19 protein-coding genes and 4 pseudogenes are annotated in these 24,241 nt (G+C 62.8%); 6 read left to right on the top strand and 17 right to left on the bottom strand.

The window, feature by feature from the left end; all coding sequences use genetic code 11:
• Positions 1-402: 402 nt before the first annotated feature.
• The 6 genes and pseudogenes from ACYCO6_RS08005 to ACYCO6_RS07980 all read right to left on the bottom strand — a co-directional run bounded on the left by ACYCO6_RS08005 (position 403) and on the right by ACYCO6_RS07980 (position 6,073).
• Positions 403-1,893 (bottom strand): molybdopterin-dependent oxidoreductase, encoded by a 1,491-nt coding sequence (locus ACYCO6_RS08005; RefSeq protein ID WP_459770882.1) that lies wholly within the window; start codon positions 1,891-1,893, stop codon positions 403-405.
• A gap of 401 nt (positions 1,894-2,294) precedes the next feature.
• The gene (locus tag ACYCO6_RS08000; RefSeq protein WP_459770880.1) at positions 2,295-2,969 is read right to left on the bottom strand and encodes a 3'-5' exonuclease; all 675 of its coding nucleotides are present in this window, start codon (positions 2,967-2,969) and stop codon (positions 2,295-2,297) included.
• Between the two features lie 13 nt (positions 2,970-2,982).
• Positions 2,983-4,797 carry a DUF294 nucleotidyltransferase-like domain-containing protein gene (locus tag ACYCO6_RS07995; RefSeq protein ID WP_459770878.1) on the bottom strand — a complete coding sequence of 605 codons (1,815 nt, stop codon included), beginning with the start codon at positions 4,795-4,797 and terminating at the stop codon, positions 2,983-2,985.
• 230 nt (positions 4,798-5,027) lie between these two features.
• A complete protein-coding gene (locus ACYCO6_RS07990) occupies positions 5,028-5,369 on the bottom strand; it encodes a DUF485 domain-containing protein (RefSeq protein WP_459773477.1) in 342 nt (113 codons plus the stop codon).
• A gap of 106 nt (positions 5,370-5,475) precedes the next feature.
• Positions 5,476-5,668: pseudogene (locus ACYCO6_RS07985) on the bottom strand (integrase core domain-containing protein); the annotation flags it as partial.
• Positions 5,669-5,941: 273 nt separating this feature from the next.
• The gene (locus ACYCO6_RS07980) at positions 5,942-6,073 is read right to left on the bottom strand and encodes a hypothetical protein (RefSeq protein WP_459770876.1); all 132 of its coding nucleotides are present in this window, start codon (positions 6,071-6,073) and stop codon (positions 5,942-5,944) included.
• Between the two features lie 853 nt (positions 6,074-6,926).
• Between ACYCO6_RS07980 and ACYCO6_RS07975 the strand changes: the two genes are divergently transcribed.
• Positions 6,927-7,289, top strand: a complete 363-nt coding sequence (locus ACYCO6_RS07975; RefSeq protein ID WP_459770874.1) for a phasin family protein — start codon at positions 6,927-6,929, stop codon at positions 7,287-7,289.
• Between the two features lie 72 nt (positions 7,290-7,361).
• Here ACYCO6_RS07975 and ACYCO6_RS07970 read toward each other — a convergent pair whose 3' ends face one another.
• The 5 genes from ACYCO6_RS07970 to ACYCO6_RS07950 form a co-directional block, all read right to left on the bottom strand.
• On the bottom strand, positions 7,362-9,065 hold the full coding sequence (locus ACYCO6_RS07970) for an adenylate/guanylate cyclase domain-containing protein (RefSeq protein WP_459770873.1): 1,704 nt from the start codon (positions 9,063-9,065) through the stop codon (positions 7,362-7,364).
• Between the two features lie 594 nt (positions 9,066-9,659).
• Positions 9,660-11,051 (bottom strand): L-serine ammonia-lyase, encoded by a 1,392-nt coding sequence (locus ACYCO6_RS07965; protein WP_459770872.1) that lies wholly within the window; start codon positions 11,049-11,051, stop codon positions 9,660-9,662.
• Between the two features lie 298 nt (positions 11,052-11,349).
• A complete protein-coding gene (locus ACYCO6_RS07960) occupies positions 11,350-11,910 on the bottom strand; it encodes a Ros/MucR family transcriptional regulator (RefSeq protein ID WP_459770870.1) in 561 nt (186 codons plus the stop codon).
• Positions 11,911-11,966: 56 nt separating this feature from the next.
• Complete coding sequence (locus ACYCO6_RS07955; RefSeq protein WP_459770869.1) at positions 11,967-12,500, bottom strand: PAS domain-containing protein; 534 nt, start codon at positions 12,498-12,500, stop codon at positions 11,967-11,969.
• Positions 12,501-12,856: 356 nt separating this feature from the next.
• A complete protein-coding gene (locus ACYCO6_RS07950; protein ID WP_459770867.1) occupies positions 12,857-13,315 on the bottom strand; it encodes an MgtC/SapB family protein in 459 nt (152 codons plus the stop codon).
• 1,069 nt (positions 13,316-14,384) lie between these two features.
• Here ACYCO6_RS07950 and ACYCO6_RS07945 point away from each other — a divergent pair.
• Positions 14,385-14,519 (top strand): annotated as a pseudogene (locus ACYCO6_RS07945) (GapR family DNA-binding domain-containing protein); the annotation flags it as partial.
• Between the two features lie 83 nt (positions 14,520-14,602).
• Complete coding sequence (locus tag ACYCO6_RS07940; RefSeq protein ID WP_459770866.1) at positions 14,603-14,743, top strand: hypothetical protein; 141 nt, start codon at positions 14,603-14,605, stop codon at positions 14,741-14,743.
• Positions 14,744-14,900: 157 nt separating this feature from the next.
• Here the strand turns inward: ACYCO6_RS07940 and ACYCO6_RS07935 are convergent, their stop codons facing one another.
• A complete protein-coding gene (locus ACYCO6_RS07935; RefSeq protein WP_459770864.1) occupies positions 14,901-15,140 on the bottom strand; it encodes a hypothetical protein in 240 nt (79 codons plus the stop codon).
• A 255-nt stretch (positions 15,141-15,395) separates the two neighbouring features.
• Positions 15,396-16,556 (bottom strand): PAS domain-containing protein, encoded by a 1,161-nt coding sequence (locus ACYCO6_RS07930; protein WP_459770862.1) that lies wholly within the window; start codon positions 16,554-16,556, stop codon positions 15,396-15,398.
• 427 nt (positions 16,557-16,983) lie between these two features.
• On the opposite strand from ACYCO6_RS07930, the gene ACYCO6_RS07925 reads away from it, so the two are divergent.
• Positions 16,984-17,628, top strand: coding sequence for a cytochrome P450 (locus ACYCO6_RS07925; RefSeq protein WP_459773475.1), 645 nt, complete (start codon positions 16,984-16,986; stop codon positions 17,626-17,628).
• A gap of 114 nt (positions 17,629-17,742) precedes the next feature.
• Here the strand turns inward: ACYCO6_RS07925 and ACYCO6_RS07920 are convergent, their stop codons facing one another.
• On the bottom strand, positions 17,743-17,970 hold the full coding sequence (locus tag ACYCO6_RS07920) for a DUF6894 family protein (protein WP_459770860.1): 228 nt from the start codon (positions 17,968-17,970) through the stop codon (positions 17,743-17,745).
• A gap of 403 nt (positions 17,971-18,373) precedes the next feature.
• Between ACYCO6_RS07920 and ACYCO6_RS07915 the strand changes: the two genes are divergently transcribed.
• Positions 18,374-18,823: a low affinity iron permease family protein gene (locus tag ACYCO6_RS07915; RefSeq protein ID WP_459770858.1), complete on the top strand. Its 450-nt coding sequence runs from the start codon at positions 18,374-18,376 to the stop codon at positions 18,821-18,823.
• A 771-nt stretch (positions 18,824-19,594) separates the two neighbouring features.
• Here ACYCO6_RS07915 and ACYCO6_RS07910 read toward each other — a convergent pair.
• Positions 19,595-19,945, bottom strand: coding sequence for a hypothetical protein (locus ACYCO6_RS07910; RefSeq protein ID WP_459770856.1), 351 nt, complete (start codon positions 19,943-19,945; stop codon positions 19,595-19,597).
• Between the two features lie 366 nt (positions 19,946-20,311).
• Here ACYCO6_RS07910 and ACYCO6_RS07905 point away from each other — a divergent pair.
• A protein-coding gene (locus ACYCO6_RS07905) for an IS3 family transposase (protein ID WP_459770854.1) occupies positions 20,312-21,480 on the top strand; the annotation gives its coding sequence in 2 pieces (ribosomal slippage) (positions 20,312-20,579 and positions 20,579-21,480; 1,170 coding nt in all).
• Between the two features lie 87 nt (positions 21,481-21,567).
• Here the strand turns inward: ACYCO6_RS07905 and ACYCO6_RS07900 are convergent.
• Positions 21,568-22,419, bottom strand: a pseudogene (locus ACYCO6_RS07900) (AAA family ATPase); the annotation flags it as partial.
• 180 nt (positions 22,420-22,599) lie between these two features.
• Positions 22,600-24,183, bottom strand: a pseudogene (locus ACYCO6_RS07895) (Clp protease N-terminal domain-containing protein).
• Positions 24,184-24,241: the final 58 nt, after the last annotated feature.

The following is a 24,241-nucleotide window of genomic DNA, read 5'->3' as shown; positions in this document are numbered from 1 at the left end:
CGTTTGTATCGCCGGATCGGCCAGACAAGCTTCGGGCACATCGCAGGCGTGAGCGCGAACCGTTCTGAGCAGACATCTCATGATAATCATGGCCGCTATCTGCGGCAAACTAGTGACAATCCCGGTTCCGAGGACGGGGCCGTAGCTTAGGCATAGGCGCCGCCGAACAGATCGCCCAGGGCCTTCCGCCCGAACAGCGTCGTCTACCGTCTGCGCCGGCACTCCGCCCGGTCTAGGATCATGGAGCGCCGCTGGCGGAAGACGGCCAAATTGGCGTCCGCCTCCTCTGACGTATCGTGATCCCGATGGGCCGCGGCCAGCATCGCGCGGGTGGTGCGCGACCGCCAGCACGTTGATCATGCCGGGCGCGAGGTGCACAAGGCGCCCTCGCCCGCTCCGTCATTAGCCGACCTGGCTTTCCCCGGGCCTCGTGCGAGTTGGGCGTCTATCGCCGAAGCTTGGCCGCATCCTGGCCGGCACCGCCGACATCAGCAGGAGGGCGCTTGATCGCGGCCGGCGCACGCCTCGCCGCGCCCCTGCCGGCTCTCGTTTCCGGATAAGTACGACGGCAGCAAGTCGGCCGGCGTCGGAGTGCCGTCGGGCCCTGCCGCGCTCCGGTTCTATCGGGCCGTTGGTGGCAGCTTCGGCCAGGACCGGCTGCGGGACTGAGGGCACTTTCAAGCCCGCCGCGCCGATGCCCTCCTGCACGATCACCTGCACCTTCCTGACCGCGTTGATGCCGTTGCCCCCGACGTTCCAGATCTCAAGTGGATCAAGCGGCTGCGCCGACCCGGCCGCATCCGTCGCGCGACAGGCCAAAGTGTAGTGGCCCGGCGTGTTGACGCCCCACGGTGCCCGCCAGCCCACCCACGCAAACGGGTCGTCGGAGACGCAGCTCAGTTCGGCCGGCGACCAAGTCTCCCCTCCATCCGCGCTCACCTCGACCTTTGCCACCGGAGCTCCCCCGGACCACGCCCTACCCTGCAGCACATGCTGGCCGTGCGCGATGAAGCGACAGCGCAACATCATATCGGGGATGCCGGGCGGCATCAGGAGCGACATCAGTCGCTTCTCGCGCACCGGTTCGCCCAGCTCGTCACGGGTCTGCTGATAGCGGTATGCCTGAGCTTGCTGCACGCCCATGAACGGGGCGCTCAGAGCCGTGATGGCGCGCAGCCACTTCACACTGGCCATGCCATACCAACTCGGCACGATCAGCCGCAGCGGGAAGCCGTGCTCGGGCAAAAGCGGCTGGTCGTTGGCCGCCCAGGCCAGCATCACCTCCGGCCGCAGGGCGTCGGTCACGGGGAGGCTGCGCTCGAAGGCATGCTCAATGCCGAGGTCGACCCCCGTATCCCAGCCGGTGAACAGGATCTCGACGGCATTGTCGAGGAGGTCGAGCAGCGGCCGCAGCGGCGTGCCGGTCCAGCGGTAGGTGGCCGACCGCATCATCAGCCCAGGGTAGTAGACTGGGCGGGGCTTGAGCAGGATCCGGCCCGTTCCGGCACACTGCATAGTAACGAACTGCGTGACGGATGGTCGGGTCTTCAACTCACCCAGTCCGATCTGCAAGAGCGTTTGTACCCGCCCCGCGATGATCAGCGTGTAGTTCTCGTCGCTAAACTGCGGGACGTCGAAGTGGATCAGCAGGTAGTGCGCGGCCAAGGGCGTGATCGGCTCGCGCAGGACCTCGGCGAACATGCCATGATTGCGGAAGCTGAGGACGGTCTCGGCTTCGCTGAAGTCCTGCCAGTGCGTCTGCGGGATCGGGCGCTTGACGGTCGGCGCAGACGAAACGCTCGTGCAGGCGGTCGGGGGCGCCGGCCGGGTCGCCGTTGCGGGCGCTCGCCGATCAAGACTGAGAGCCAAGTCGGGCCCGAGCACGAGGCGCATTGGCAGTAGAATCGGGAACACGGCCTCATGCGCGCCTTCATCGGCCGGATTGTGAGCCGGTCGGAGCTGTTGGAAGAGCTGTATTTATAGCCTAGCAGCTGACCCGCCACTACAGGCCCGCTTCGAACCGCTTAGAGCGCGCCCTGGCTTCGGCCGGGCCGCCCGTCGTCATCACCGGGTCAATCACAGCGAACTAAGAGACCGGTCTGCTGCTCGAGCGATTGCGTTCGAGGCGGCGAGGATCATGGAGCATGAGGCATTGAGCTGGCTCAAGCGACATTGTTTCTACGGCCCCACGATGCGGATCGCTGCGGCCTCGTTGCGCCGGAGCGGCGCTGCGGAACACGGCATGATTAACTCCTGATGCAGAAGCCTCCCGTTTTCGGCCGCTCCTGATGGCCTCAGTCGGTACGTGCTGCTTCCGCACCTTTGGCATAGGAGTTTGCGCCGGCGGATGTGCGCGGGATCCGAACGCCGCGGTGGAGCATGTCGCGCAATTGCAGATAGATCATCGCGGTCATAAGTGCGTCATTTCCGGCATCATGCTGCGCAAGCTTGGGAATGCTTAGATCGTCCAAAATGGATGTAAAGCTCAGATCGATCGTCACATAATCAGGCGCGCCGTCGTACTTGCATTGATAATACATGGACGATACATCGATCCGTTTATTAGGCAAATGAACTCTGAGAAATGGAACGAGATAGCGGTCTATCATCCCAACGTCGAAATCCGTGTAGTAGCCGACTATCGGTCGACTGCCAATGAAGTGAAGTAATTCCGGAAGAATATCGCGCATCGGGCGCCCATGCTGCAAGTCGCGGTCGAGAATGCCATGAACCTTGATGGCTTCGTGCGCAGACTTCCGGTTTGTTTTGGCCAATGCCTCGAAACGTTCGCTTGTCAGAATGCGTTCGCCCCGGATAGGGATTGCGGCAATCGTGATGATCTCGTCCTTGCGCAGGTTGAGTCCTGTTGTCTCGCAATCGACGGCCACGACCTCGTCGGGGGGAGCGTCGTCAAACAGGAAGGTGTAGCGAGGGTCAGAGATCCGTACCTGATCGATGGCGCGTCGCACTCTGCGGAGCATGTCAGAGCCCCGTGAGGTTGTAGCGGAGACGAATCAACTCGCGAAAACGGCGCACGATGCGAAGCGCGTCACGCAGCATATCTCGCTCCACCGTCGGCATTGTAGCGACATTGACTACGGAGGTGGCCTCGGCTCGGCCTCGATGCCTCGCCTCGATCTGCGCCGAGAGCCTGAGATTCATGAAGATCGTTAGCGCACTGAGGATTTCCCCGGCGAACCGGGCATCCAGCGCTCCGCGTGCAACGAGAGCCTCAGCGCGTTGTCTCGTCGATCCGGCCAAGGTATCGTGCTCAAGCGACAGAACCCGCACTCCGTGAATGATCGGGAACGTACCGTCGCGCTTTAGATCGACGTGCTTATGCCGGAAACTAATCGTGGCAAATACGGTGCCGAGCACGCCCAGATCGTCTGTAGAAAACAGGTCAATCAGCTTCGCGACCTCGGCGAGCAGCCGCGTCTCGCCCCGGAACATTTCAATCAGCTTAGCCTTAGCGTGGGCGAGCACATCGGCATTGCCGGCCACCGCGGCGGCGTCGGCAAAAATCGATAGGTTCATAGCGGCCTCACCGTTAGCCGCAGCGACCCAAGCTCGCAGTTGCGCCAGGAATCCATCCAGGGGTTGCGACCAGAGCGGGTTGCGCACCATGATGTTGCCTGGGCATGGCGGGAAACCGAAGCTTTCCAGTGCCTGCGTGAAGTCGGCCCGGAAGGTCGCGAGGTCGGCCTCAGGAACCGGGCGCGCAAGGAGGAGCCCATTGTCCTGGTCGGTGCGGACACTCTGCTCGCCGCGTCCCTCAGATCCCATCAGGATCAGGCAGCCCGCCTCACGGATCGTAGGTGGTGCGATGATTTCGAAAAGCTTGCCATGCAGCCGGCTGTCGAGATCGGCCGTGATGCCGTTGATGGCCTCGATGCGTACACCCTGTCGATAGAGGCGCTCCACCTGATCCTGGATGTCGCGCGCTGCACCTGCGAGATCGGCCACCGACGTCGCCCGCGCGATCCGGCCGGGAATTAGCTGCGAATTTCCGGCGAAGAGACCGAGGAGGTCGAGGTCGCGCAGCAGCCCGACATAGCGTCCATCCGCAGTCACCGCGATCCGTCGCTTGTTGGACCGAGTCATGATCAGCAGAGCATCGACGAGGAGCTGGTCGGCCTCGATGGAGACCACTTCAAACTGCGCAATCTCGCGCACCGGCGTCTCGAGGGGCAGACGCCGGATCATGCAAGCACGCGTAAGCTTCAGGCCAGTGACGACCCCGATCCGCCCGCACTCATCGACGAACACGGCGTCTGTATCGGCTTCGAGCATGACGTGCGCCGCCGCCTCCAAACTGGCGGAACCATCGATAAAGACGGCCTCGCGGTAGCGCGCATCGCGGATGCGGGTGCCAAGCACCGAATCCATCCCTCTGGGATCACGCGATGTGGAAAGCGCGTCGAGCTTGCGTGAGAGCTCTGCGTAGAAGAAAGCGGCGAAGCCATCGTTGCGGTGGACGAGGTCGAGAACGTCAGTCCGCGGAATCAAGAAGCAGAGCGTCTCCTCGGCGGCGATGAAATCCTCGCTTGCTTCGCTATGCACGACGGCGCGCGCGTCGAAGATGTCACCTGTGCCGAGCACGTCGTGGAGCGCTGCACCGTGGCGAGCTTCGACAGCGCCCTTGATGATGACGTGCAGACAATCGGATGCGTGCCCCTGACGCACGATCGCGACGCCTGGGCGGAAATAGCCGACGTCAATATGCTGCTTGAGTGTCTCCGCCTGATCGTGAGTCAGACGATCGAAAGGCGGACTCAGTGTATCGAGGCTCTGCATCGTCTAGGCTATCCCGACCAGTTCCGCGACCAAGAGAGCATACCTCGTCTACCGTATCCAAAAGACGTTACATCGTGAACTTGAGGCTGGCTCCAATGGCGGGGCCGAAGAATGCGCCGCGGAGCCGGGCCATTGGAGACGCATTCGGAACAACACGCCGAAGGGAAAAATCGTGCCGCAATTCCAGGTGCTTGCGGAGCCGTCCTGCATCGTGCGTCCGCGTCTGGCCACTAGCGCGAGAGGTCGCGCATCAAATCTCGTGTCAGCGCATCGAAGCGAGTATTGGCGCGTGCCACGTAGACACCGGTGAGAATGAAGGCCAGGACGATGACGCCAACACCAAGGAAGAGGCCAAGGGTCGCCGTGCCGGCAACCCGCGTGGCGAGCAACGCCTTATCAAAAGCGATCAGCCCGATGAAGCCGAAATACACCACTAGCATCAGCATCGTGAGGATCCAGCCGAAGCGGGTACGCTCGTGCACTAAAGTTTGGAACGTCGGATTTTGTATAATCCGGTTGTACTCAGTCGCAGCGTCGGCCTTCGCCTTGCTTGTGCGGTCCAAATCACTGATACGTGTGTTGGAGGTGCCGGCTGGATGATGATAGGCGGCTCTACTCATTGTTCCCTCCTACCGTAACGTGGCCTGGCCGGCAATTTAGACCTAGCCAGCGGAGAAACTACTGCACGGTAGCGGCCGTCGGTAGCCGGAAGGCCGGTTGTGAAAAATGTAAAGAGTGCAGGCGGCTGGTAGCCGAGCGACGAATGTGGTGGCCTCACGCGGTTGTAGGTATTCTGCCGAACGCCGAACGCGGCCTGCGCTTCTTTGAGCGAGTAGAAGATCTCCTGCTTCAGGCACTCGTCCCTGAGTTCTGTTCGGTGATATCTGCCTCCTTGCAGGCAACGACGACGCCGCTTCCTGAGCTGTCTGCACCTCGATCTGGCGGAGCATCACACCATCATGTCCACGATGCGGGCGTACCGGTGCGCCGGTGGCGGCTGTGCGCCCGCGTCTGCGCTGGAACTGGCACGGGATCCCGCTCATAGCTTGGAGCTTGCGATCCGCTCTGTTTGCCGCGCTTCTCGACAGCATGGCCGAGCCCTTCGGCTGCCTCACTGACGCGCCTAAAGCGATGCGGCTACGCTCTATTTCCGATTGGCCGATTTCACGGCGGCGCTGACCATGTCCTTGGCGGATGGCGCTGCCGCTATCGACTTCGGAACAGATTTTTTCGGCTTCTTAGCTTCGCGGTTTCCCCGCTTCTTTTCCGAGGACATAATGACCTCCTTTGTCAGAGAAGCAACGATTGCATATTATCAAAATCTGTCTCCCTGAAAAGCCGGCTCCGCCCGAATCCAATCGATGTGATGAGAGGATAGAAGGAGCGGCAGTGGCTTGAGGACTCGCGGGTGCAGCTGAATCCAAAGGTCCGCTACACAGCCCGAGCGTAAGCTGAGAAGGTGAGCGTAACATCGTACAAGGCGCATCGCCCGTGCGCTCGGCGTCAGTCAAACGAGTGTCACAACGCGGCGCAGGTCGCTGACGGAATGGATTTCTTTGGCCACACCAATGAGTTACTGCAGCACCACCGCCCGGTCCATCGCAGGCCCGACGTAGGACCGACTAGCGTGGCGCCTGAAGATCGATAGCATCAGCATTTGACACGCGTGGCCAGCTAGAGCGCGGCCCGATCTGTTTGAGTCATAAGCATCATTCTCATAGCCGGCAGCCGTGAAGCAGTTGCGGCTTTCCTCGGGCGAGAAGCGTGTGAGGGCTTTGTGGATGGCCGCCTAGAGATCGCTGATCGTGCGGGCCCGGCGCTGGTCAGCCTCTCAAGCTGCTACCGGACGATCGCGAGATCCGGAACTGACGTCTATAGCCCTCAACAAATGTTAATTGAAGCTGCGGTGCCGATTGAGCTGCGCGCTACATAATCGGGCCGCGCCGGTATCCAGCATGCGGCGAATCAAGCATCAGTTTTCACGCTGGCGATACGAGATAATGACGTGAGAGCCGGCGCGTCATGACCGGATCTTCTTGCCAATCGGCTTGACGAGGGTCCCGCAATGCAGCATTAGGCCCTGGCGCCGCACAAATCGCATCGGCGTTGTTGAGCCTTGAGGGGGCATCATGAGCACCACCCAGCCGAGCTTCGAGATCCCGACCCAGATGCGCGACTTTGCCGAGAAGAGCGTCGAGCAGGCCCGCGCTGCGCTCATCGCCTTCGTGCAGAATGCGCGCAAGGCCACCCAGAGCGCGCAGGGGCAAACCAAGTCGGCTGACCTGCCGGCCAGCGTCGCTTATGTTCGTGGTCTCGAGATGTTCGAGCAGAACCTCGCCACCACCTTCGATCTCGCGCAAAAGCTGGTGCGGGCCAACAATCTGCAGGATGCGCTGCAACTCCAGTCCGAGTACGTCCGCACGCAGTTCGCTGCCCTGCAGAGCCAGGCTAAGGAACTCGTCAATGCGGCCAAGCCTGCCAAGGCGGCCTGATCGGATCTGGCGCCTCCGCCCACTGCGCCCCGGAGTGAGGCGCAGTGGGACCCTTTGACCTGGGGAGCTTCCTCACTTCCTGTCCATTCTCCAAGAGCCATCCCAAGCGGTAGCTTGTGGACGAGCCTCAAGGTCCTTGATGCGAGACAAGAGAACACGGGAGGGGCCATCTTCTGGCACGCGTTCTTGCGCCTTCTCGAATGCCCCGCGAGCCTCATCCCAGTGTTGTTGCCGGTAAGCATTTAAACCTGCGCTGTACGCTTTCTGAAGTGCTTCCTGAGCAGCCGAAAGATCCTCAACCTTCCCGAGCAGTTCGTGAATCGTGGTTTGGGCCTCGTGACCATACACAATGACCCGATCGACCTCTCTGTACGCGAAGGCTTCGCGCGTCATATCCGCAGTGCGATCCGCAACGAGAATGCGCGTCCCGTAAACCTTGTTCAGGCTCTCAAGTCGTGCGGCAAGAACAACCGCATCGCCCATCACGGTGTAGCTCATCATCAACTCGGACCCAATGCTACCGGCAAGGACTTCTCCGGTCGCGATGCCTATCCGGATGTCCAGCTCACCGGGCATGTGCCGCAAGCCCAGCAGCTCTGGAAATTGGCTCCGCAACGTGGGTAGCTGCCGCACCATGTCGCAGGCCGCAGCACAGGCCAGAGATGCTTGGTCGGCATCGGCGATGAACGGCGGACCCCAATAGGCCATTATCGCGTCGCCTATATACTTGTCGACGATGCCGCCACTCTGACGTATCGGCGCCGACATCGCCGACAAGAACAGGTTTAGAACTTTCACGAGGCCCTGCGGCGTCAATCCCTCGCTTAATGATGTAAAATTCCTTATATCACAGAACGTCACTATCATAACTCGTCTCTGGCCGTCGGAAGCTGTCGAAGATGACCGGTCGATGAGTTGTTCTGCGACTTTGGGATCGATATACATACCGAATGTTTCTCTTGCGCGTCGTGCCTTTCGCAATTGCTCCGACGTCCGATTGAACGCAACTGAGAGTTCACCGATCTCGTCTGCCGTCGAGACACTTACGCCACCGTCGAGGCGGCCCAGCTCGACATCACGCGTCCCCTGCAAAAGTTCTCTGACTGGACGTGTAATGCCACTAGCGACCACCATCGCTACGCCGACCCCGAAAATTGCAGCAAGATGACTGACGATGACCGATGTTACGAGAACGCGATGCTGATCTCGGATTACCGTGGATGAGCTCGCGTGGACCTGCGCGAGCATGTCGGACCTGATTTCATCAATTTTCCGAATAAACTGATTTCGCATCAGGTCGACGTGGGCCATCGATCGGCGCGCTTCCGTGAAATTGTTTACATCAAGCTGTTCTATTAATTTGCCGTCCTCGTCCGAAATTTTATGCAGCAGCTCGGAAGTTGCATTCTCAATGCGGGCATCCAATCGCCCGAGAGCGGCGTTGTCCGATGGGGTGCGCTTGTCATCAATTATCGCGTTGATCAGCTTGCGCGCTTCATCTGCCTCGTGTGCAACTTGCGAACCCTTTTCGGTGGCAATCCGCAATTGCGCTTTGTAACTGTCATCATCAGGCGGCACTTGCATTCTGGCGAGGGCCATACGCCGCAACGCCAGCGCTCGCTCGAGCGAGTGCACGTTCGCACGTGCTAGATGGCTGTATGCGGGTATGTATCGGCTTGTCAGTTCTTCAAGGAGGACGCTGACGGTAATAGACATAACCATTGAGATTATGGAGGTCGCCAGCATAAAAACGATTAAAGCGATCGCGACAGCCACGATCTTGCTTCGAATCGAGCGCCAGGACGTGAACCAGTTAAAGGGTTGCGGAAGAGCCGGGCCCGCTCTGGAGCCGATTGAACAACTCTGCTTCCATCGCTTGGAGGAGGATCAGAGGTCGCTTGTCTCATGCCTCGGTCCGCTCGAATTCGGCAGCATGCAAAAATCACGTTAGAGCGCCGTCGTCGATTCGTACATTCCCGGCCTGTGAACCAAGCTGATCGCTCTTCGCTGCAACCGCTATGCGTTCTCCCTCCAGATGTATGGCGCGCCGGTTCGCAAAAGATACAGCAAGCCCCTGGCGCGTTTGGAGCGGGGGGAGGAAGGGCATCCAAACTGCTCGGTATCGCATTGCTAGCCCAGCGCCCCGGCCTCCCCTGTCCAATCAATAACCGAGCCGTGCTCACGCTCAGATCATCATCCTTGTGCCGGGATTCAAATCCCTCCCTCGCTACCAAATTTATGCCGCCGTGGCTTTAACTGTCGATCTCGCCCACACTTCAAATTCCCGGCAGTGCCACCGACTACCTCGGAATCGATATCGATGTACTCGAAGTCCCAGGACGTCTCCGGCGGCGCACGCAGAACTGATTGTCAGCATTCAGGCAGGTTCACCGCAAGACCGGCCAAGCTCGTTTCCTTGTACTTGGCGCTCATCTCTTCGCCGGTCTGCCGCATGGCCGCGATGCAGTTGTCGAGAGGCATGAAATGCGAGCCGTCGCCGCGCAATGCCAGTGATGCAGCCGCGACCGCCTTCGTCGCCCCGATGCCGTTGCGCTCGATACAGGGAACCTGAACCAGGCCGGCGACCGGGTCGCAGGTCATCCCGAGGTGATGCTCCAGCGCGATCTCGGCCGCGTTCTCGACCTGAGCGGGCGTGCCGCCGAGCACAGCGCACAGCCCTGCCGCTGCCATCGCGCTGGCGGAGCCGACCTCGCCTTGGCAGCCGGCCTCCGCACCCGAGATCGAGGCGTTGTGCTTGATCAGCCCGCCCACAGCGGCGGCCGTCAAAAGGAAATCCGACACCCGGGTCGGGTCCGCACCGATGCAATGGTCCAGGTAATATCGGATCACCGCAGGCACGACGCCGGCAGCTCCGTTGGTCGGCGCTGTCACGACCTTGCCTCCGGCCGCGTTCTCCTCGTTAACGGCCATGGCGTACACGCTCAACCAATCCGTCACGCTGTGGGGCTGCGCCGCGTTCGAGCCGCGCTCGCGTTCAAGCTGGTCCCGAATGCGCTTGGCGCGGCGCTTGACGCGAAGGCCACCGGGCAGCTCACCGGCCCGTGACAGCCCGCGTTCGACGCACTCGTCCATGGCTTGCCAGATACGCGCGAGGCTGGCGTCGACTTCCGCTTCTGGACGGCCGATGGCCTCGTTTGCGCGCTTCATGGCAGCAATCGACAAGCCGCTCTCGCGCGCCATTCGCAACATGGTCGCCGACGTCTCGAAGGGATAAGGCCAGAGCCGCGGGTCCGTGGCCTCGGAGGGCGGCGGCAGTTCAGCGTCGCGTTGTGCGGCGGTGACGATGAAGCCGCCCCCGATCGAGTAGTAGGTCTCCGACAGAACCGGCTCGCGATCCGCGTTCAGGGCGGTGAAGACCAAACCGTTGGCATGTCCGGGCAGCGGCGGACCGTAGTCAAACACGACGGAGGTTATGGGATCGAAGGCCAGAACCGGGAGCCCCGGCGTCGTCAGGCGCTTGGATGCGCGCAGATCCTCAAGCCTACGCTCGGCTTCGTCGATCTCGATATTAGCGGGCCGGTAGCCGAGGAGGCCGAGCGCGACGGCGCGGTCGGTGGCGTGCCCCTTTCCGGTGAAGGCGAGCGAGCCGTGCAGTGTCACCCGGATCGCGGCGGCCGTGCCTCTCGCGTCAGCCGCCCGCAGGAGATCGAGAAAGTCGGCCGCCGCCGTCATCGGCCCCATCGTGTGCGACGAGGACGGGCCTATGCCAAGCTTAAACACATCGAAGACGCTGAGGAACATCGCTACTGCCCGTTGCGGCCGCGATGACCACCCTGTGGCATGACGGCCAACCTTCCATCGAGTTTAACCCCGCGCCGAGGCCACCTCGGTCACGGCCGCACTGAACCGGAGCTGCTCGCACCCCCTCCCCGAGCCATCGAGGAGGTCGCCTCAGCTGCGCGCTGTGATCTCGCCGACATGTAAGCGCGCAACGCGGCCCAGCATCAGCGCAGCTCGATGCAGCCACGCGTGTGGCAAACGTCCCCGGACGGCACCTTCGGACGGCTTGAGATGAAAACGGCACTCGATTGGCAGCAGCTCAAGGCGCAGCCCCATCCTCGTCGAAGGGTTCGCGCGTGATGCCTTCGTCGAACTCGTCTGACCCAGCAGCCTGCTCAGGCAACTCAGTGGCTATCTGGGCGTCCGTCGGGACAATTCCAACGCCCCGACCTTCTGCTGCCTCGGAGCGAAGCGACCGGATCCGGCCAAAGCCGAGGTCCAGCGCAAGCCGCGAGCGCGCCGCCGAGTAGGCCGCTGCCGTCATCGGGTAGTCGGGCGGCAAGCCCCACTTCGCCCTATACGTCTCAGGGGTGAGGCCGCGCACCGTCAGGTGACGGCGCAGTGTCTTGTACACCTTGCCATCCTCGAAGCTGACCAACCCTTCAGGCCGGATCGAGCGGCGGACCTCGGCTGCCGTGAGCCTCGGCCGCTCATCGCTTGGCTCAGCCGAATCGATGCGGAGCCTGAGCAGGCCCGCATGCACGTCGCTCAGCAACACGGGCAGCTCGGCAGCTTGGACGTAATTGTGCGACACGTAGGCAATGACAATGCGAGTCACCAGCGTCACCAGCCAATCCTGCTCCACGATGTCCGCCGTCATCGGCACCTGTCCTGCCGCTTTCGAGCAGCGGCCAGGTACCACGCAGGCGGCCTGGATCAAGCAACCCGGAGTGGCTCAATGATCCGTTCCCGAGGCCGAAGAGCGTTACGATGACGGGGTACAGCTCTCGGGCGCTCAGGAATATGACCAGACGATAGCGATGCTGTCGGAGCTGATGAAACCGGCAGAATGACGCTGAAGCCGGCCACGACTTTGCCCGAGGCATCGCGTAGTGGAGCCGGATAAGTCATGACTGGAACGCGGGTGCCGTCCGGCTTTTCTAACAGGATCTGCTGCCCGCGAGTGACCTCGCCTCCGCGCAGGGTCTCGGCCATCGGGCTGGTCTCGTGGGGTAAGTCTGCTCCCTCGTGGTCGTACAGGCGCCAGGCGCCGCACCAGCGCGCCTCGCCCAGAACGGGTCTGTAGCCCCAGAGCCTTGCTGCCGCATCGTTGTAGTAGGTCAGCCAGCCGTCCGCGTCCGTGGTGTAGATCGGTGCGGTCAACTGCTCGAACACCTCGGCAGGCGAGGGTTCATAATTCCAGCTCTGCGTAGATGCAGCGGGGCCAAATTCGCGCTCATCTGGAAACATGCCGCACCTTCCACGACAGCGGGCCTGTGGCCCGTCAACCACATGGCTGCCCCCCTCTGTCGCGGTGCCTGGGAGCCGAATGGGCGCGCTGGCCGGCTCGGCTCGTCGGGACGCGTGCTTGCGTCACACTCCAGATCGTCCAACTCTACGGGATTGTGCCTTGAAGCTTCCGGGGGCGGTCGCTCCACGACGCCATGACCGGCTCGCGTCGGTCTGGGCTCTCCCGCATAGCCTTATGCGGACGCGCCTTTGTTGCACAGCTTGGATGCGGCGAAAAGAGCTTTTGTGCGAGTATCAGAAGGACTGCATTGCACCGCAATTTGTACTGCAGCGCACCCCAATCAGCTGGAGCTTTCTCAATGGTCGGCGTCGGTCTTACCTGGCCTGTGCCACCAGCCATGCACGGCGTCGTCGATGTAGCCGCCTAATCGCAGCAGCGTCGCCATAAGAACGAGGCTGATCATCAGCGGGAGATAAGCACCGAGCCCGCAGACCACGCCAAGCGCTGCCGCGACCCAGGTTGCCGCTGCCGTGGTCAGACCGTGTACCTGCTCTTCGCTCGGACCCTTCACGATCACACCGGCACCCAGGAACCCGATGCCGGTGATCAGACCCTGAAGGGCGCGGCTGGCATTGGCGTCCATCTCACCTGAGAAGCCGGAGCCGGACAGCGTGACCAGGGCTGCGCCAAGTCCGACAAGCCCAAGGGTGCGCACGCCAACAGCTTTGGCGCGCGCCTCACGGTTGATGCCGATCAGACCGCCGACGAGCACCGCAGAGGCGAGACGCAAGCAAAGGTCAGCCGTCGTGATCATCGGCGTGCGGCAGACAACGCAGCGCTAGGTCACCAGAGAACCCGCGGAAGCCGCCGCTTCCAGCGCTCGCCAGCACGCAGTGTTACGGCTGGCTGCGAGCGCCGTGCGGTACGCGCCTGCGCCGCAGCAGGTTGAGTAGCCACGAGAGGCTTCGCGATCGAGGCGGGAGCAGCAGCGGGTGTGACCTGCGTCTGGACGGCCGATTCGGCGCGAGGCCCACGCCTGGCGGTGGTCCCAGCCGCTGGTTTCTGCCCATGCTCGGCCGGCAATTTGACGCGGCGGACGCGCGGCAGGCGCTTCGGTCCTGGTCCCTCACGAACCGTTGGAACTTCGGGTTCAACCGGCATGGCAAATGTCGGTACCAGGCTCGGCAGTACGCGAGGGGCCGGCGCCTTGGGCTGCACAGGCTCTGGATGAACCATCGGTGTAGGGCTTGCCGGCTTCACCTCAACAGGCTCATCACTCGGGCCCAGCGGTATGCCCCGCCAGAGTTCGTGGCCCTTGCGGGACCGCGAGGTGGCCTCGTGCAGGGAGGCGCGGGATGTACGGGTGTGCTTGACTTCGACCGTGAACGGTCGCGCGCTGCGGCGCTTCATGTGTGTGGAAATCCTGAAAACATCGCACTCGGCGGCGCGAATCGCGCCGATAGGACCAAAACGTCATACGGGATGCTCTCGATCCTTGTCGAGGGGGATCGTTCGAGGCGTTGCTGGGAGAATCACAATCTCTCCGAGATCAACCTCAAGGGCCGACAGGGCGCAGGCGCCGACGAAGAGCCACATCCTGAACTCTACGACCGTAGGCCCGATCGTTGGAATGCGTATGTACACGCTGGCGGCAGTGCACCCGATGAGCCCACAGAGACGAGGAGGAACAGGGCGCGGGGTGCTGCGCGGTCTTGCCTGTAGTTGCCGCTGTCCCGTTTGCGGAACACCGCCTGTGGCTCTTGGGCCGGGCACGCCAACACGAGAAAGCTCGCGAAGACGAGGCGCACGGCGCGGCCGAGTCCGCTTAACGCCTCGCTTATCCCAATCCACGAGGCTGGGGCTGGATGGCGCGAGGAGGGAGCATGACCGACATGACCGACACCTCGGGCGTCGCCGGCGACCGCATCAGCTCGACGATCGAGCGCGTGGCACGGCTGGAGGAAGAGATCAAGGACCTGATGGAGACCAAGAAGGAGATCGTCCGGAAGCTGCAAAGCACGGTGACTTGAAGGTGTGGCTTGAGTGCCAACTTGCACGTGCATGTTGCTACCAGAATCGTCGCGGCACGCAGTTCGCTCTAATGTTCGATGATTATGTCGAGGATGCCAGTCGGCGCATGCTCGGTTACTGTTATCCAGGGCAAGTCGTGACCAAGGATGCCGGTGAGCGCACGATCGCGCACGGCAATGCGCTGGCGTCTTTCATTTACGACGCGAACTGATCGGAGCCCCCTTCCCTCCTCGACACCTGGAAACGGACATTGGCTGCGATCTTTAAGTGCATCTACAAGCATTTAGCGATTTGGATCGAAGCTGCGCTCGCAGTGCGCTTGCCCAGCAGGATCGGCTGCCTGTTTTGGGTTGGCCATCGCCCTGCTCTCAGCACCGCTCCCCTATTTCAGCCTTCAAGTGAACCTGCGGCGTTCGCAATACCGCGCACGGATCGTGTCCGTTCCGGCGAGCCAGGATCAGCGAGTCGGTCATGAGATCGACGATGTCGCACTCAGCAACATCCAATCCAGCCATAGGGTAGCTCCAGCGCCGCTCCGTCGCGTGCTCGTTCAGGTACAAGTTGAGCGCTTTCTGCGCGAGCTTGGCTCTCTTTGCTTCCGTGGGCATGAGCGTTCTCCTCGGCCCCGGCCTCTTGAAAGCATGTGCCGATCAGGCCTTGCGATCTGCGCCCCTGTCAACGGCCGATCCGCTTGCCTGGTTCTAAGATGAATCGCGAACCATCAATGTGCCGCAGAAATTTTCGAGTGTCGCGGTCCGCTAAGTCTGATCTTGTGCCCGCCTATCAGTCTGCGGCGGCAGCCGCAGATGCAACTCCGTCCCGTGATAGGGCTTGCCGACAAGGTTCCATCAAGGGGTGATGGATCAGGTAATCTCCATAGCGCGCGAGGAGGCGGGTATATCTATTCGACATAGAAGTCCGTCCGGTAAAAAGCGCAATTTTGAGCGCCCGTTAACGTCCGTAGGAAGGATTTGCGCCAGCAGTCGCAGGCCGAAACCTTTGTGTGCCGGCAATGGTGCCGGCACAGGCCCCCCGCGCTCTGCCCACCGGAATACGAGCCACGGTGCGCTTGCGGTGGACTGAACACGCCATCTTACCGCGACCGATCCCCCGCTTTCCGACAGGGCTCCAAACTTCACGGCGTTCGCCGTCAGCTCGTGTACCGCCAGGCTAAACACTTCGGCTACTTGCGGCAGAAGAGTGACCGGCGGTCCGGAAATGCGCACACGGTCCTCGCGCTCAAGCTCGAAGGCGTGCAGTTCGTCGGCAACGAGCCATTCCAGATCGATGCCAGACCGCGAACTCTGGCGCGCCGCACCTTCCCGGCGTTGAAGAGCTTCGATCCGGTTGCCCAGGTGCACGGCATCATCTGCCGCGGCCTCGGTGGTCTCGGAAGTGCGGCGTGCTATCGAGCGTACCAGCGCAAGCGTGGCGCGTACCTGTTTCTGAAGCGCGCGAGAGGTCTGATCCAATTGCTCCATGAGCCGGCTCACGTCCGCAGGTGCACCGACTGTCTGGCCTATCCCGGCAAGAGCTTGGTCCATGATCTCGCGGACCCGAGCAACGCGCTCTGTGGGAGACTCACCTGGCTGGTCGCCCGGCCGGACCTCGCGTTGCAGGGCAATCCAGTGGGTCAACGCACCGGCCTCGTTGCGCAGCGGCGTGATGTGCCAGTGCAGTGTGTAGGTGCTGCCGTCCTTGCGATAGTTGATGGCCGTGCCTTGGAACGCCTCCCGTGTCTCGAGGGCGGAGCGTAGATGATCGAGAACCGTCCTGTCGGTCAGCGGTCCCTGTAGGATGCGTGGCGATTGGCCAACGACTTCCTCCGCGCTGTAGCCGGTCATGCGGGTAAAGGCGACATTGACGTGCTCGATGACCGGGCCTGGCCGCTCAAGCTGAGGGCCGGTAATGATGACGGCCTCACTGATACCGTCGAGCGCTGTCCGGAGGAGTTCTGACAGGCCCGGTCCACCTACCGGTGCAGGAGCGGCGTTCTGGGGCATGTCAGCGGTGGAGCTGATCATGACGCAACTCTCTCAGCAACCAAATGCACTTCTGATTGCCAGAGGTGCGCTCGTGCACCTTTGATAAGCCCTGGAGCGCCTGAGATCTAGTCGCCTCCCGGTCAGCCGACTGGCGGGCTGCACGTGGGAGGGTGATCATAGGTTTCAGATCAGGACTTGAGGATTGCGGAGTCGCGCGTACGGAGCGGATCTTGTTTTGCTGGGCCATCAATAAAGGGAAGTTGTTGTAGCTGTTCTATGTCAGCTTGACGACAGTCGGTCTTCAATCGCGTCGTTAAACCGGGGCACTCTCGTGGCTCGCCGTCACAGCAGCGGCGTCACGCTACGAGCCTCGTTCTGGATCATCGGCCGCGAGGCAGGAGCGGATTGCGTGATCAAGGGCTCTTCCGTGCAGGCGGGAACCCAGCTCTACATGTCGCCCTGAGTCCTGAACCGGCACCCGCGCTACTACGAGGCGCCTGAGCAGTTTCGTCCCGAGCGTTGGCAGGACGGTCTTGAACGCCGTCTACCGCGCTTTGCCTACCTGCCCTTCGGCGGCGGACCACGCATCTGCATCGCCCATCGCTTTGCGATGATCGAGGCCGCACTGATCGTGGCGACGATCACACGCCGGTTCCGGTTGGTGACAGGCCAGACCCCTCCCGCTGACCCGTTCCCGTCGATCACCCTGGGGCAGAGTGGAAGTGTTGATGCGCAGATTGAAGCACGCCGAGAACAGGGCCATTGCGCGGCGAGGCCTCAGGGCTCTTCAAAGCTCGGAACATCACTGAGCTTCGCCTCTTCGGCAATTTTTGAGGCGGACGAGAGGCTCAGGCAGGGATGCAGAAGTCGGCGTTCGGGAAGATCGGAGCTGCCACTGAGGCAATTGGTGCTCTTGCGATGGGCAGATCGCGCGAGGTGTTCGCGGCGCGCTATCGTCAGCACGCGGCTGCGAACACGAGGCGCTTGCTGGCGTGACCCGCTGCTTGCACCTGAACAGGGTGAGTCGGCTGCGCGTGATCTCACCGCGGGCCGGCTGCAGCTGCGGGGCATGCTGCCCGGCACGCGTCGTAGTGGCCCGAGGCCACCTTAGGACTGCGGCCGCTTCACCGACGCAGCCACGGTGCTGCCCGTGCTTCGGATCAGCGCCAGAAGCGCTCAAGGGCGCTGTTCCGGCCACCGAAGAGGTCACGCGGCCTAGTTCAGCTCACCCCCCCTTTGGCACGAACGGCTGAACCAGCACGCGTCGACCACTGAGACTGTGTACGCTGACGTGCCACTTCGGCCAGCCTACACTGACGTGAAGACTGCGCATGACATTCTGCGCCACCTGCTCAGCCGGGCGTGAAAGGCGTTCCGGCGTGCGGACGTCGTCACCGACAGCGTCGAACACGCACTCCAGTCCGTTGGTGCAGTGGAAGCGGTAGCGGGCCATCTGCGCTTGATCGTCCTCGCCAGCAGCCTCAGAGAACGCCTCAGTTCGCGTTCCGTTCTCGTCCGGGCCAGGCAGTGGAAAAGAGCAAGGCGATGCCTCGCCAGTCAGGCACTTACACCCAGCTTTGATCCGTGGCCTGCCTGGGAATCGAGCTCGAGAGGCGGCGCCTGTCACGTGCTCCCGTGCGGGTAGGCACGTCGGGCGCTGCGCGCTGAGTGGGACCAGCTCGCGATAGCGATGAGCTGTTTGGACGAATCTCGGGTCGGCGATGCGAGGACGGCTTCGATCGGCGGCAGGCCCTCAGGCCACCATCAAATCATCCTTGAGGATCGGATCCCTGGACATTGGCGTTTCATAGCCCGAGCTCGGCCATAGGCCGGCATCCTCGTGTGAGGCTGCACCCATGTCCGCTTCCCGCGCCTTCACCCGCTTTGCCAGCAAGGTCGCCAAGTGGGCCGGGCATCCCCTCGCCTTCGCGCTGGGAACCGCTATCGTCGTCGGCTGGGCCGTCAGCGGCCCGTTCTTCGGCTACTCGGAGACCTGGCAGCTCGTAATCAACACGGGCACGACCATCGTGACGTTCCTGATGGTGTTCCTGATCCAGAACTCGCAGAACAGGGATGGAGCCGCTATCCAGGCCAAGCTCGACGAGCTCATCCGGTCGAGCGCCGCCCAGAACCGCTTCATCGGCATTGAGAGCCTGACCGAGGAAGAGCTCGACGAATTGCGTCAGCGCCTGGAGACCCGCGCGAAAGCCGAGCGCCTGGACGACATTCGGGAAGCCGCTGACGAGGCGGAAGCTCACGCGCGTGAGAAGGCCGCGCGAGCTGCGGCTAGAGCGGCAGGTGGTTGAGGCGGAGCAGCCGAGGTGCCCAGCCTGGAGGGCGCCCCGGCTTGGGAGAACGGGCAGTTTTGAGCCTTCAGCCGTTGCCTAGACCCCAAAGTCGCAAAGCCGGCCATCGTCGGGCCTGGCCAGCGGCAACCGGGAGGGGGAGAGCATGCCAAGCCTGCTTGGCTACGCGCCCATGGACGCAGGATCACGGACCGGCAGGAGGTTCAGCAAAGTGTGCACACCATCTTTGACTTCGTAGGCGGCCACTCCCCGAGGTAAAAATGTGTACGCAGGCGTAGTTCTACTGCCGAGACCTTCTTTCGCTGCAAAAACAGCATGACGGTGGAAGGCGTTGCTTACGCGATCGCAAAAATTGCGGCTCAATCACGGCTCTTTTGGGAAGGGAAGCTCATTCGTGATCAGGTCTATGCTCACCACAATTCTCTTTGCAGTTTTCGGAGTAGCCTCGCTCGCCAGCCCTGCCTCAGCGGTGCCCCTCCTTCCCGCGGTGAGGCTTGCTGCACCGGCTGATCTCGTAACGAACGTGCGGATGGTCGCTCCAGGGCGCTGGATGATGGACCGAGGCACGCGCCATCACTTGTCCCGACGTCAGCGCCATCATCGGCGTACGTGGGGGAACCGTGCATCGGACCTGTGGGTTGGTGAGCCAACCTTGACTGGCTTCTGACTTGGGCTATCCCGTGGGAGACCCGTTAAAGCTGGCCGATGTCCATCGCTCGCCTGGCCCACTTGGACCAGACTCAGCGACGCTCACTGGCAGAAATCCGCCTCTTATTCGATGAGGGCGACATTAACGACCCGACTGGAAACAGAGTCGGCATTCACATCGCCCTCGACCCTGGTCCCATTCAGGAGTTCGAATTCTGCATGAATGCCTCGGAGTTTGCCGGTCAGGCGCAGGTCTTTGCTATCGAACCCTCCTCTAGCATTTACGAAACTGAATGCGACAACCTGCGCATCCTGGCCTTCACCCGCCAGGGTAGAGACGCGTCCGTTCAATGCATCGATTTTGCAGCCGTTTGTGACGTTGATCTCTAGGTTATTTCCATCGGGTTCTCCTTTGAACGTCGGGGGGCTGGAGAGGAATTCAATTTTTATATCCACCTTGGTGTCTTCGGGCATTGTGCTCTCCAAACGAACTTTATCCTACCGTGTAAAATTTGATAACTGCAAAACTAAGCAGAGATACGTGGCCGCGGCTTCCGAGATAGTGCCAAAGGTGGGAAGCAGGTGAACGGCCAGTCGCCAGAGGAGCCATCATCGCTCAAAGGAACTATGTGGCGGCTTGAAGCTACTCGGCTGCCGCAGCAGGCTCCTCATCAGATTTGCTGGCACTCTCATCGGCAACCATTCCCTCCTTCTTGCTCATGCTTCCGCTGCGGCTTTGACGCGAGCGCTTCTTGGTGGATGGCTTGTCCTCGGTCGCCGGCGCGGCTGGACTTGCTCCGCAAAAGTGGAGAGCTCTTTTCCTGAAGGAGGAGGGTTCCGATGGCAGACCGGAAGCAAACCTTTACCCCTGAGTTTCGTGCTGAGGCGGTGCGATTGGCGCAGACGAGCGGGCGGTCCCGCCGCGCGGTCGCCGCCGATCTCGGCGTCGGGCTCTCGACGCTGCGCAACTGGATCGACGGGCAGCGTGATCGCGAGATGGACGCGCCGCCAGCCGACCGTCAGGAGGACATGGCCGCCGAGCTCAAGCGCCTGCGCCGCGAGAACGAGGTACTCCGCCAGGAACGGGAGATCCTGAAGCGGGCCACGGCTTTTTTCGCCAAGGAGGGAAGTCGGTGAGGTTCCGCCTCATCGATGCGGCGAAGAAGGACTTCCCGGTCGCGCGCCTGTGCAAGGTTCTCGACGTCAGTCCGAGCGGCTACTTTGCCTGGAAGAACCGTCCGGCCTCGACGCGGCAGCGCGAGGATCTCGTGCTGCTCGCCCATGTCCGTTCAGCCTTCACGCTCTCGCACGAGACGTATGGCAGCCCCCGCATGACGCACGAACTACGCGAGCAGGGCCTGGCGGCAGGCCGTCGGCGCGTGGCCCGGCTGATGCGGGAGAACGGGCTCAAGGCCCGCCAGCCGCGCCGCTTCCGGCGCACGACGGACAGCGGCCACACCTTCCCGATCGCGCCCAACCACCTCGACCAGGACTTCACGGCGGCCGGGCCGGATCAGAAGTGGGGAAGCGACATCTCCTACATCTGGACGCGGGAGGGTTGGCTGTACCTGGCGGTGGTCCTCGACCTGTACTCCCGACGGGTCGTAGGCTGGGCGACGGGCGACCGGCTTCACAAGGAACTCGCGCTGACCGCACTCCGACGCGCGCTCGTCGTTCGGCAGCCAGGACCAGGTTTACTGCATCATTCCGACCGCGGCAGTCAGTATTGCTCGACTGAGTATCAGGCGGAACTACGAGGAAATGGTATCGTGATCTCGATGTCCGGCAAGGGGAATTGCTATGACAACGCGATGGTCGAGACGTTCTTCAAGACACTGAAGAGCGAGATGATCTGGCGCACCGCGTTCCAGACGCGAGCCGAGGCCATCGTCGCGCTGGCCCGTTACATCGATGGCTTCTACAATCCCCGACGCCGTCACTCGGCGCTCGGCTTCATCAGCCCCACCCAATTCGAGAGGGGCATCGCCCACCAAACAGCTCTCCACTAAACCGAAGCAAGTCCAGGCTGCACCGGGTTGCGGCTCCAGCGCCACCTTCTGGTGGCTGCTGTCCCAGCGGGCCAGAACACGGTCCCCCTCGTGCACCGCGTCGGCCAACATGGCGCGGGCAAGCTGCGTCTCCAGCTCCGTGCGTATCAGGCGCCGCAACTCGCGCGCACCAAACTCCGGACGGAACCCTGCCGCCGCAAGGTGGTCGACGAGGCTCTGGTCGGTGACGAGCTCGACGCCCTGCCCCTGTGCCGTGCGTCGGACACGCTGCAACTGCAGCTCGACGATCGAACGGATCTCGCTCTGCCCCAACGCGTGGAAGACGATGATCTCGTCGATGCGGTTGATGAACTCCGGCCGGAAGTGCCCCCGCAGCACGTCCATCAACTCGCGCTTGAGCCGCACCGGGTCTTCGGATTCCGTTCCCCGCAAGCGCAGGTTGCGCTGGATGATGTCGGCACCGAGGTTCGACGTCGCGATCAGCACGGTGTTGGTGAAGTCCACCACCCGGCCCTTCCCGTCTGTCAGCCGGCCGTCGTCGAACACCCGCAGCAGCGTGTTGTAAACGTCCGGGTGCGCCTTCTCGATCTCGTCGAGCAGCACCACCGCGTAGGGCCGCCGTCTCACGCGCTCGGTGAGCTGGCCACCCTCCTCGTAGCCAACGTAGCCCGGAGGCGCGCCGATCAGGCGCGAGACGGCGTGCCGCTCCATGTACTCGGACATGTCCAGCCGGATCAGCGCGTCCTCATCGCCGAACACCGTCTTGGCCAGAGCTTTGGCAAGCTCTGTCTTGCCCAAACCCGTCGGACCCAGGAACAGGAAGGTCGCGATCGGCCGCCGGCCCTCGCGCAAGCCCGCACGCGCGAGCCGGACAGCGTCGCTCACCGCCCTTACCGCTTCTTCCTGGCCGATGACGCGCTTGTGCAGCCGCTCCTCCATCGCGACCAACCGCTGGCGCTCCTCCGTGGTCAGCTCGCTGACCGGCACGCCGGTGAGCTTTGCGACGACCTGTGCCACCTGCTCGGTGGTGACCTCGGCCGATCCGGAGCCGCGCTCGCGCCGCCATCGCTCGGTCGCCTCGCCGAGCTCCTTATCCTTGGCCGCGTGCTGCGCCTGGATCTACTGCGCGCGGTCGAACTGCTTGCGCGAGGCCGCGTAGTCCTGCTCGCGCTTGAGCTGGCGCACCTCCGCCTCGAGCTCTTGGACATCGACCGGCCGCGCGGTCGCGGAGATCTTCATTCGCGCCGCCGCCTGGTCGATCAGGTCGATGGCCTTGTCGGGCAGGAAGCGTCAGGTGACGTAGCGGTCGGACAGCTCGGCGGCGGCAATCACCGCCTCGTCCGTGATGGTGGCCTTGTGGTGGCCCTCCAGCGTGTCGCGCAAACCGCGCAGGATCATGATGGTCTGCGCCACCGTGGGCTCCGGCACGAATACGGGCTGGAAGCGCCGCTCCAGGGCCGCATCCGTCTCGATATGCTTCTGGTACTCGTTGAGCGTGGTCGCGCCGATCAGGTTCAACTCGCCTCGGGCGAGCGCGGGCTTGAACACATTGGCGATGTCAAGGCCGCCCTCGCCGCCACCCTGGCCAGCACCCACGATGGTGTGGATCTCGTCGATGAACAGGATCAGGCTGTCCTGAGCGGCCTCGACCTCCTTCAGGATCTCCTGCACGCGCTCCTCGAACTCGCCGCGGTACTTGGATCCTGCCACCATGGAGTTGATCGAGAGCTCGACCAGACGCTTGTCGCGCAGGCTTTCCGGCACCTCGCCGGCGGCCATGCGCTGGGCAAGCCCCTCCACGATGGCGGTCTTGCCCACACCGGGCTCGCCGATGAGGACGGGATTGTTCTTCTTGCGCCGGGCGAGCACCTCGACCGTGGTCTCGATCTCGCGGGCGCGGCCGATCACCGGGTCGAGCTTGCCGTCACGGGCGAGCAGGGTGAGGTCGCGCGCGTACTTGTCGAGGTTGGGCGTGTTGGTAGGCGCGCTGACACGCCCCTCCTCCACCCCGCGCCCCACCACTTTGGTGACCTGCTGGCGGATGGCCTGCGGGGTCAGTCCGTAGCGGCGCAGCACGTCGGCGGCGATGCCCTCGCCCTCCTCAGCCAAGCCGATCAGCAGGTGCTCCGGGCCGACGTAGGAGTGGCCGAAATCGCGGGAGGCTTGATAGGCGCGCGACAGGGCGTCCTTCACCCGCGGCGAGACGCCGATCTGACCCGCGTTCTCATCCTTCTGCGCTCCCGCTGCGCTGCCCTCGGCCTCATCGAGCTGTCTGCGCCGGTCATCAGCCGCGACCTTGAACTGGCCGAAGATGGTGCGCACGATGTCGCTGTCGGCCAGCGCGTACAGGAGGTGCTCGGTGTCGACCTCGCGGCGGCTGAGATCATGGGCGCGCCGGGCGGCAGCCTGGAGGAGTTCCTCCGCGTGCGATGAGAGCCGCTCGGAAATGCCCCCGGTCGGGCGAGCGCGCGACCCACCCCCGCCGGAGCGGACGGGGATCGGTGTTCCGTCGTCCTCCCGTTCGTCGGCCTCTCCGATACAAGCGCCGCCGCGTCCGGTGAACGGTCGCCGACCGAAGAAGTCGCCGCCGAAGAAGTCGTCGAACAAGCTGCCGCTTCCGCCGCCAAACAGACTCTCCAGCGGAGAGCTGGAGTGACTCTGCTGGCGGGCGAGGCGGCGGTAGTCGACATCGCACAGCTCCATGGTGCGGCGCCGACCATCGCTGACGACCTGGGCGCGAACGGTTGCGGGCCGGACCCTG

The sequence above is a fragment of the Methylobacterium sp. CM6257 genome (genome assembly GCF_054611515.1).
This window is presented reverse-complemented; position numbering and strand designations above follow the sequence as displayed.

Bases quoted from the DNA above. Each gene is read 5' to 3' on its own strand.
- ACYCO6_RS08005 (WP_459770882.1), bottom strand. From the start codon at position 1,893: ATGCGCCTCGTGCTCGGGCCCGACTTGGCTCTCAGTCTTGATCGGCGA.
- ACYCO6_RS07995 (WP_459770878.1), bottom strand. From the start codon at position 4,797: ATGCAGAGCCTCGATACACTGAGTCCGCCTTTCGATCGTCTGACTCAC.
- ACYCO6_RS07980 (WP_459770876.1), bottom strand. From the start codon at position 6,073: ATGTCCTCGGAAAAGAAGCGGGGAAACCGCGAAGCTAAGAAGCCGAAA.
- ACYCO6_RS07975 (WP_459770874.1), top strand. From the start codon at position 6,927: ATGAGCACCACCCAGCCGAGCTTCGAGATCCCGACCCAGATGCGCGAC.
- ACYCO6_RS07965 (WP_459770872.1), bottom strand. From the start codon at position 11,051: ATGTTCCTCAGCGTCTTCGATGTGTTTAAGCTTGGCATAGGCCCGTCC.
- ACYCO6_RS07960 (WP_459770870.1), bottom strand. From the start codon at position 11,910: ATGACGGCGGACATCGTGGAGCAGGATTGGCTGGTGACGCTGGTGACT.
- ACYCO6_RS07955 (WP_459770869.1), bottom strand. From the start codon at position 12,500: ATGTTTCCAGATGAGCGCGAATTTGGCCCCGCTGCATCTACGCAGAGC.
- ACYCO6_RS07950 (WP_459770867.1), bottom strand. From the start codon at position 13,315: ATGATCACGACGGCTGACCTTTGCTTGCGTCTCGCCTCTGCGGTGCTC.
- ACYCO6_RS07940 (WP_459770866.1), top strand. From the start codon at position 14,603: ATGTTCGATGATTATGTCGAGGATGCCAGTCGGCGCATGCTCGGTTAC.
- ACYCO6_RS07935 (WP_459770864.1), bottom strand. From the start codon at position 15,140: ATGCCCACGGAAGCAAAGAGAGCCAAGCTCGCGCAGAAAGCGCTCAAC.
- ACYCO6_RS07930 (WP_459770862.1), bottom strand. From the start codon at position 16,556: ATGATCAGCTCCACCGCTGACATGCCCCAGAACGCCGCTCCTGCACCG.
- ACYCO6_RS07920 (WP_459770860.1), bottom strand. From the start codon at position 17,970: ATGGCCCGCTACCGCTTCCACTGCACCAACGGACTGGAGTGCGTGTTC.
- ACYCO6_RS07915 (WP_459770858.1), top strand. From the start codon at position 18,374: ATGTCCGCTTCCCGCGCCTTCACCCGCTTTGCCAGCAAGGTCGCCAAG.
- ACYCO6_RS07910 (WP_459770856.1), bottom strand. From the start codon at position 19,945: ATGCCCGAAGACACCAAGGTGGATATAAAAATTGAATTCCTCTCCAGC.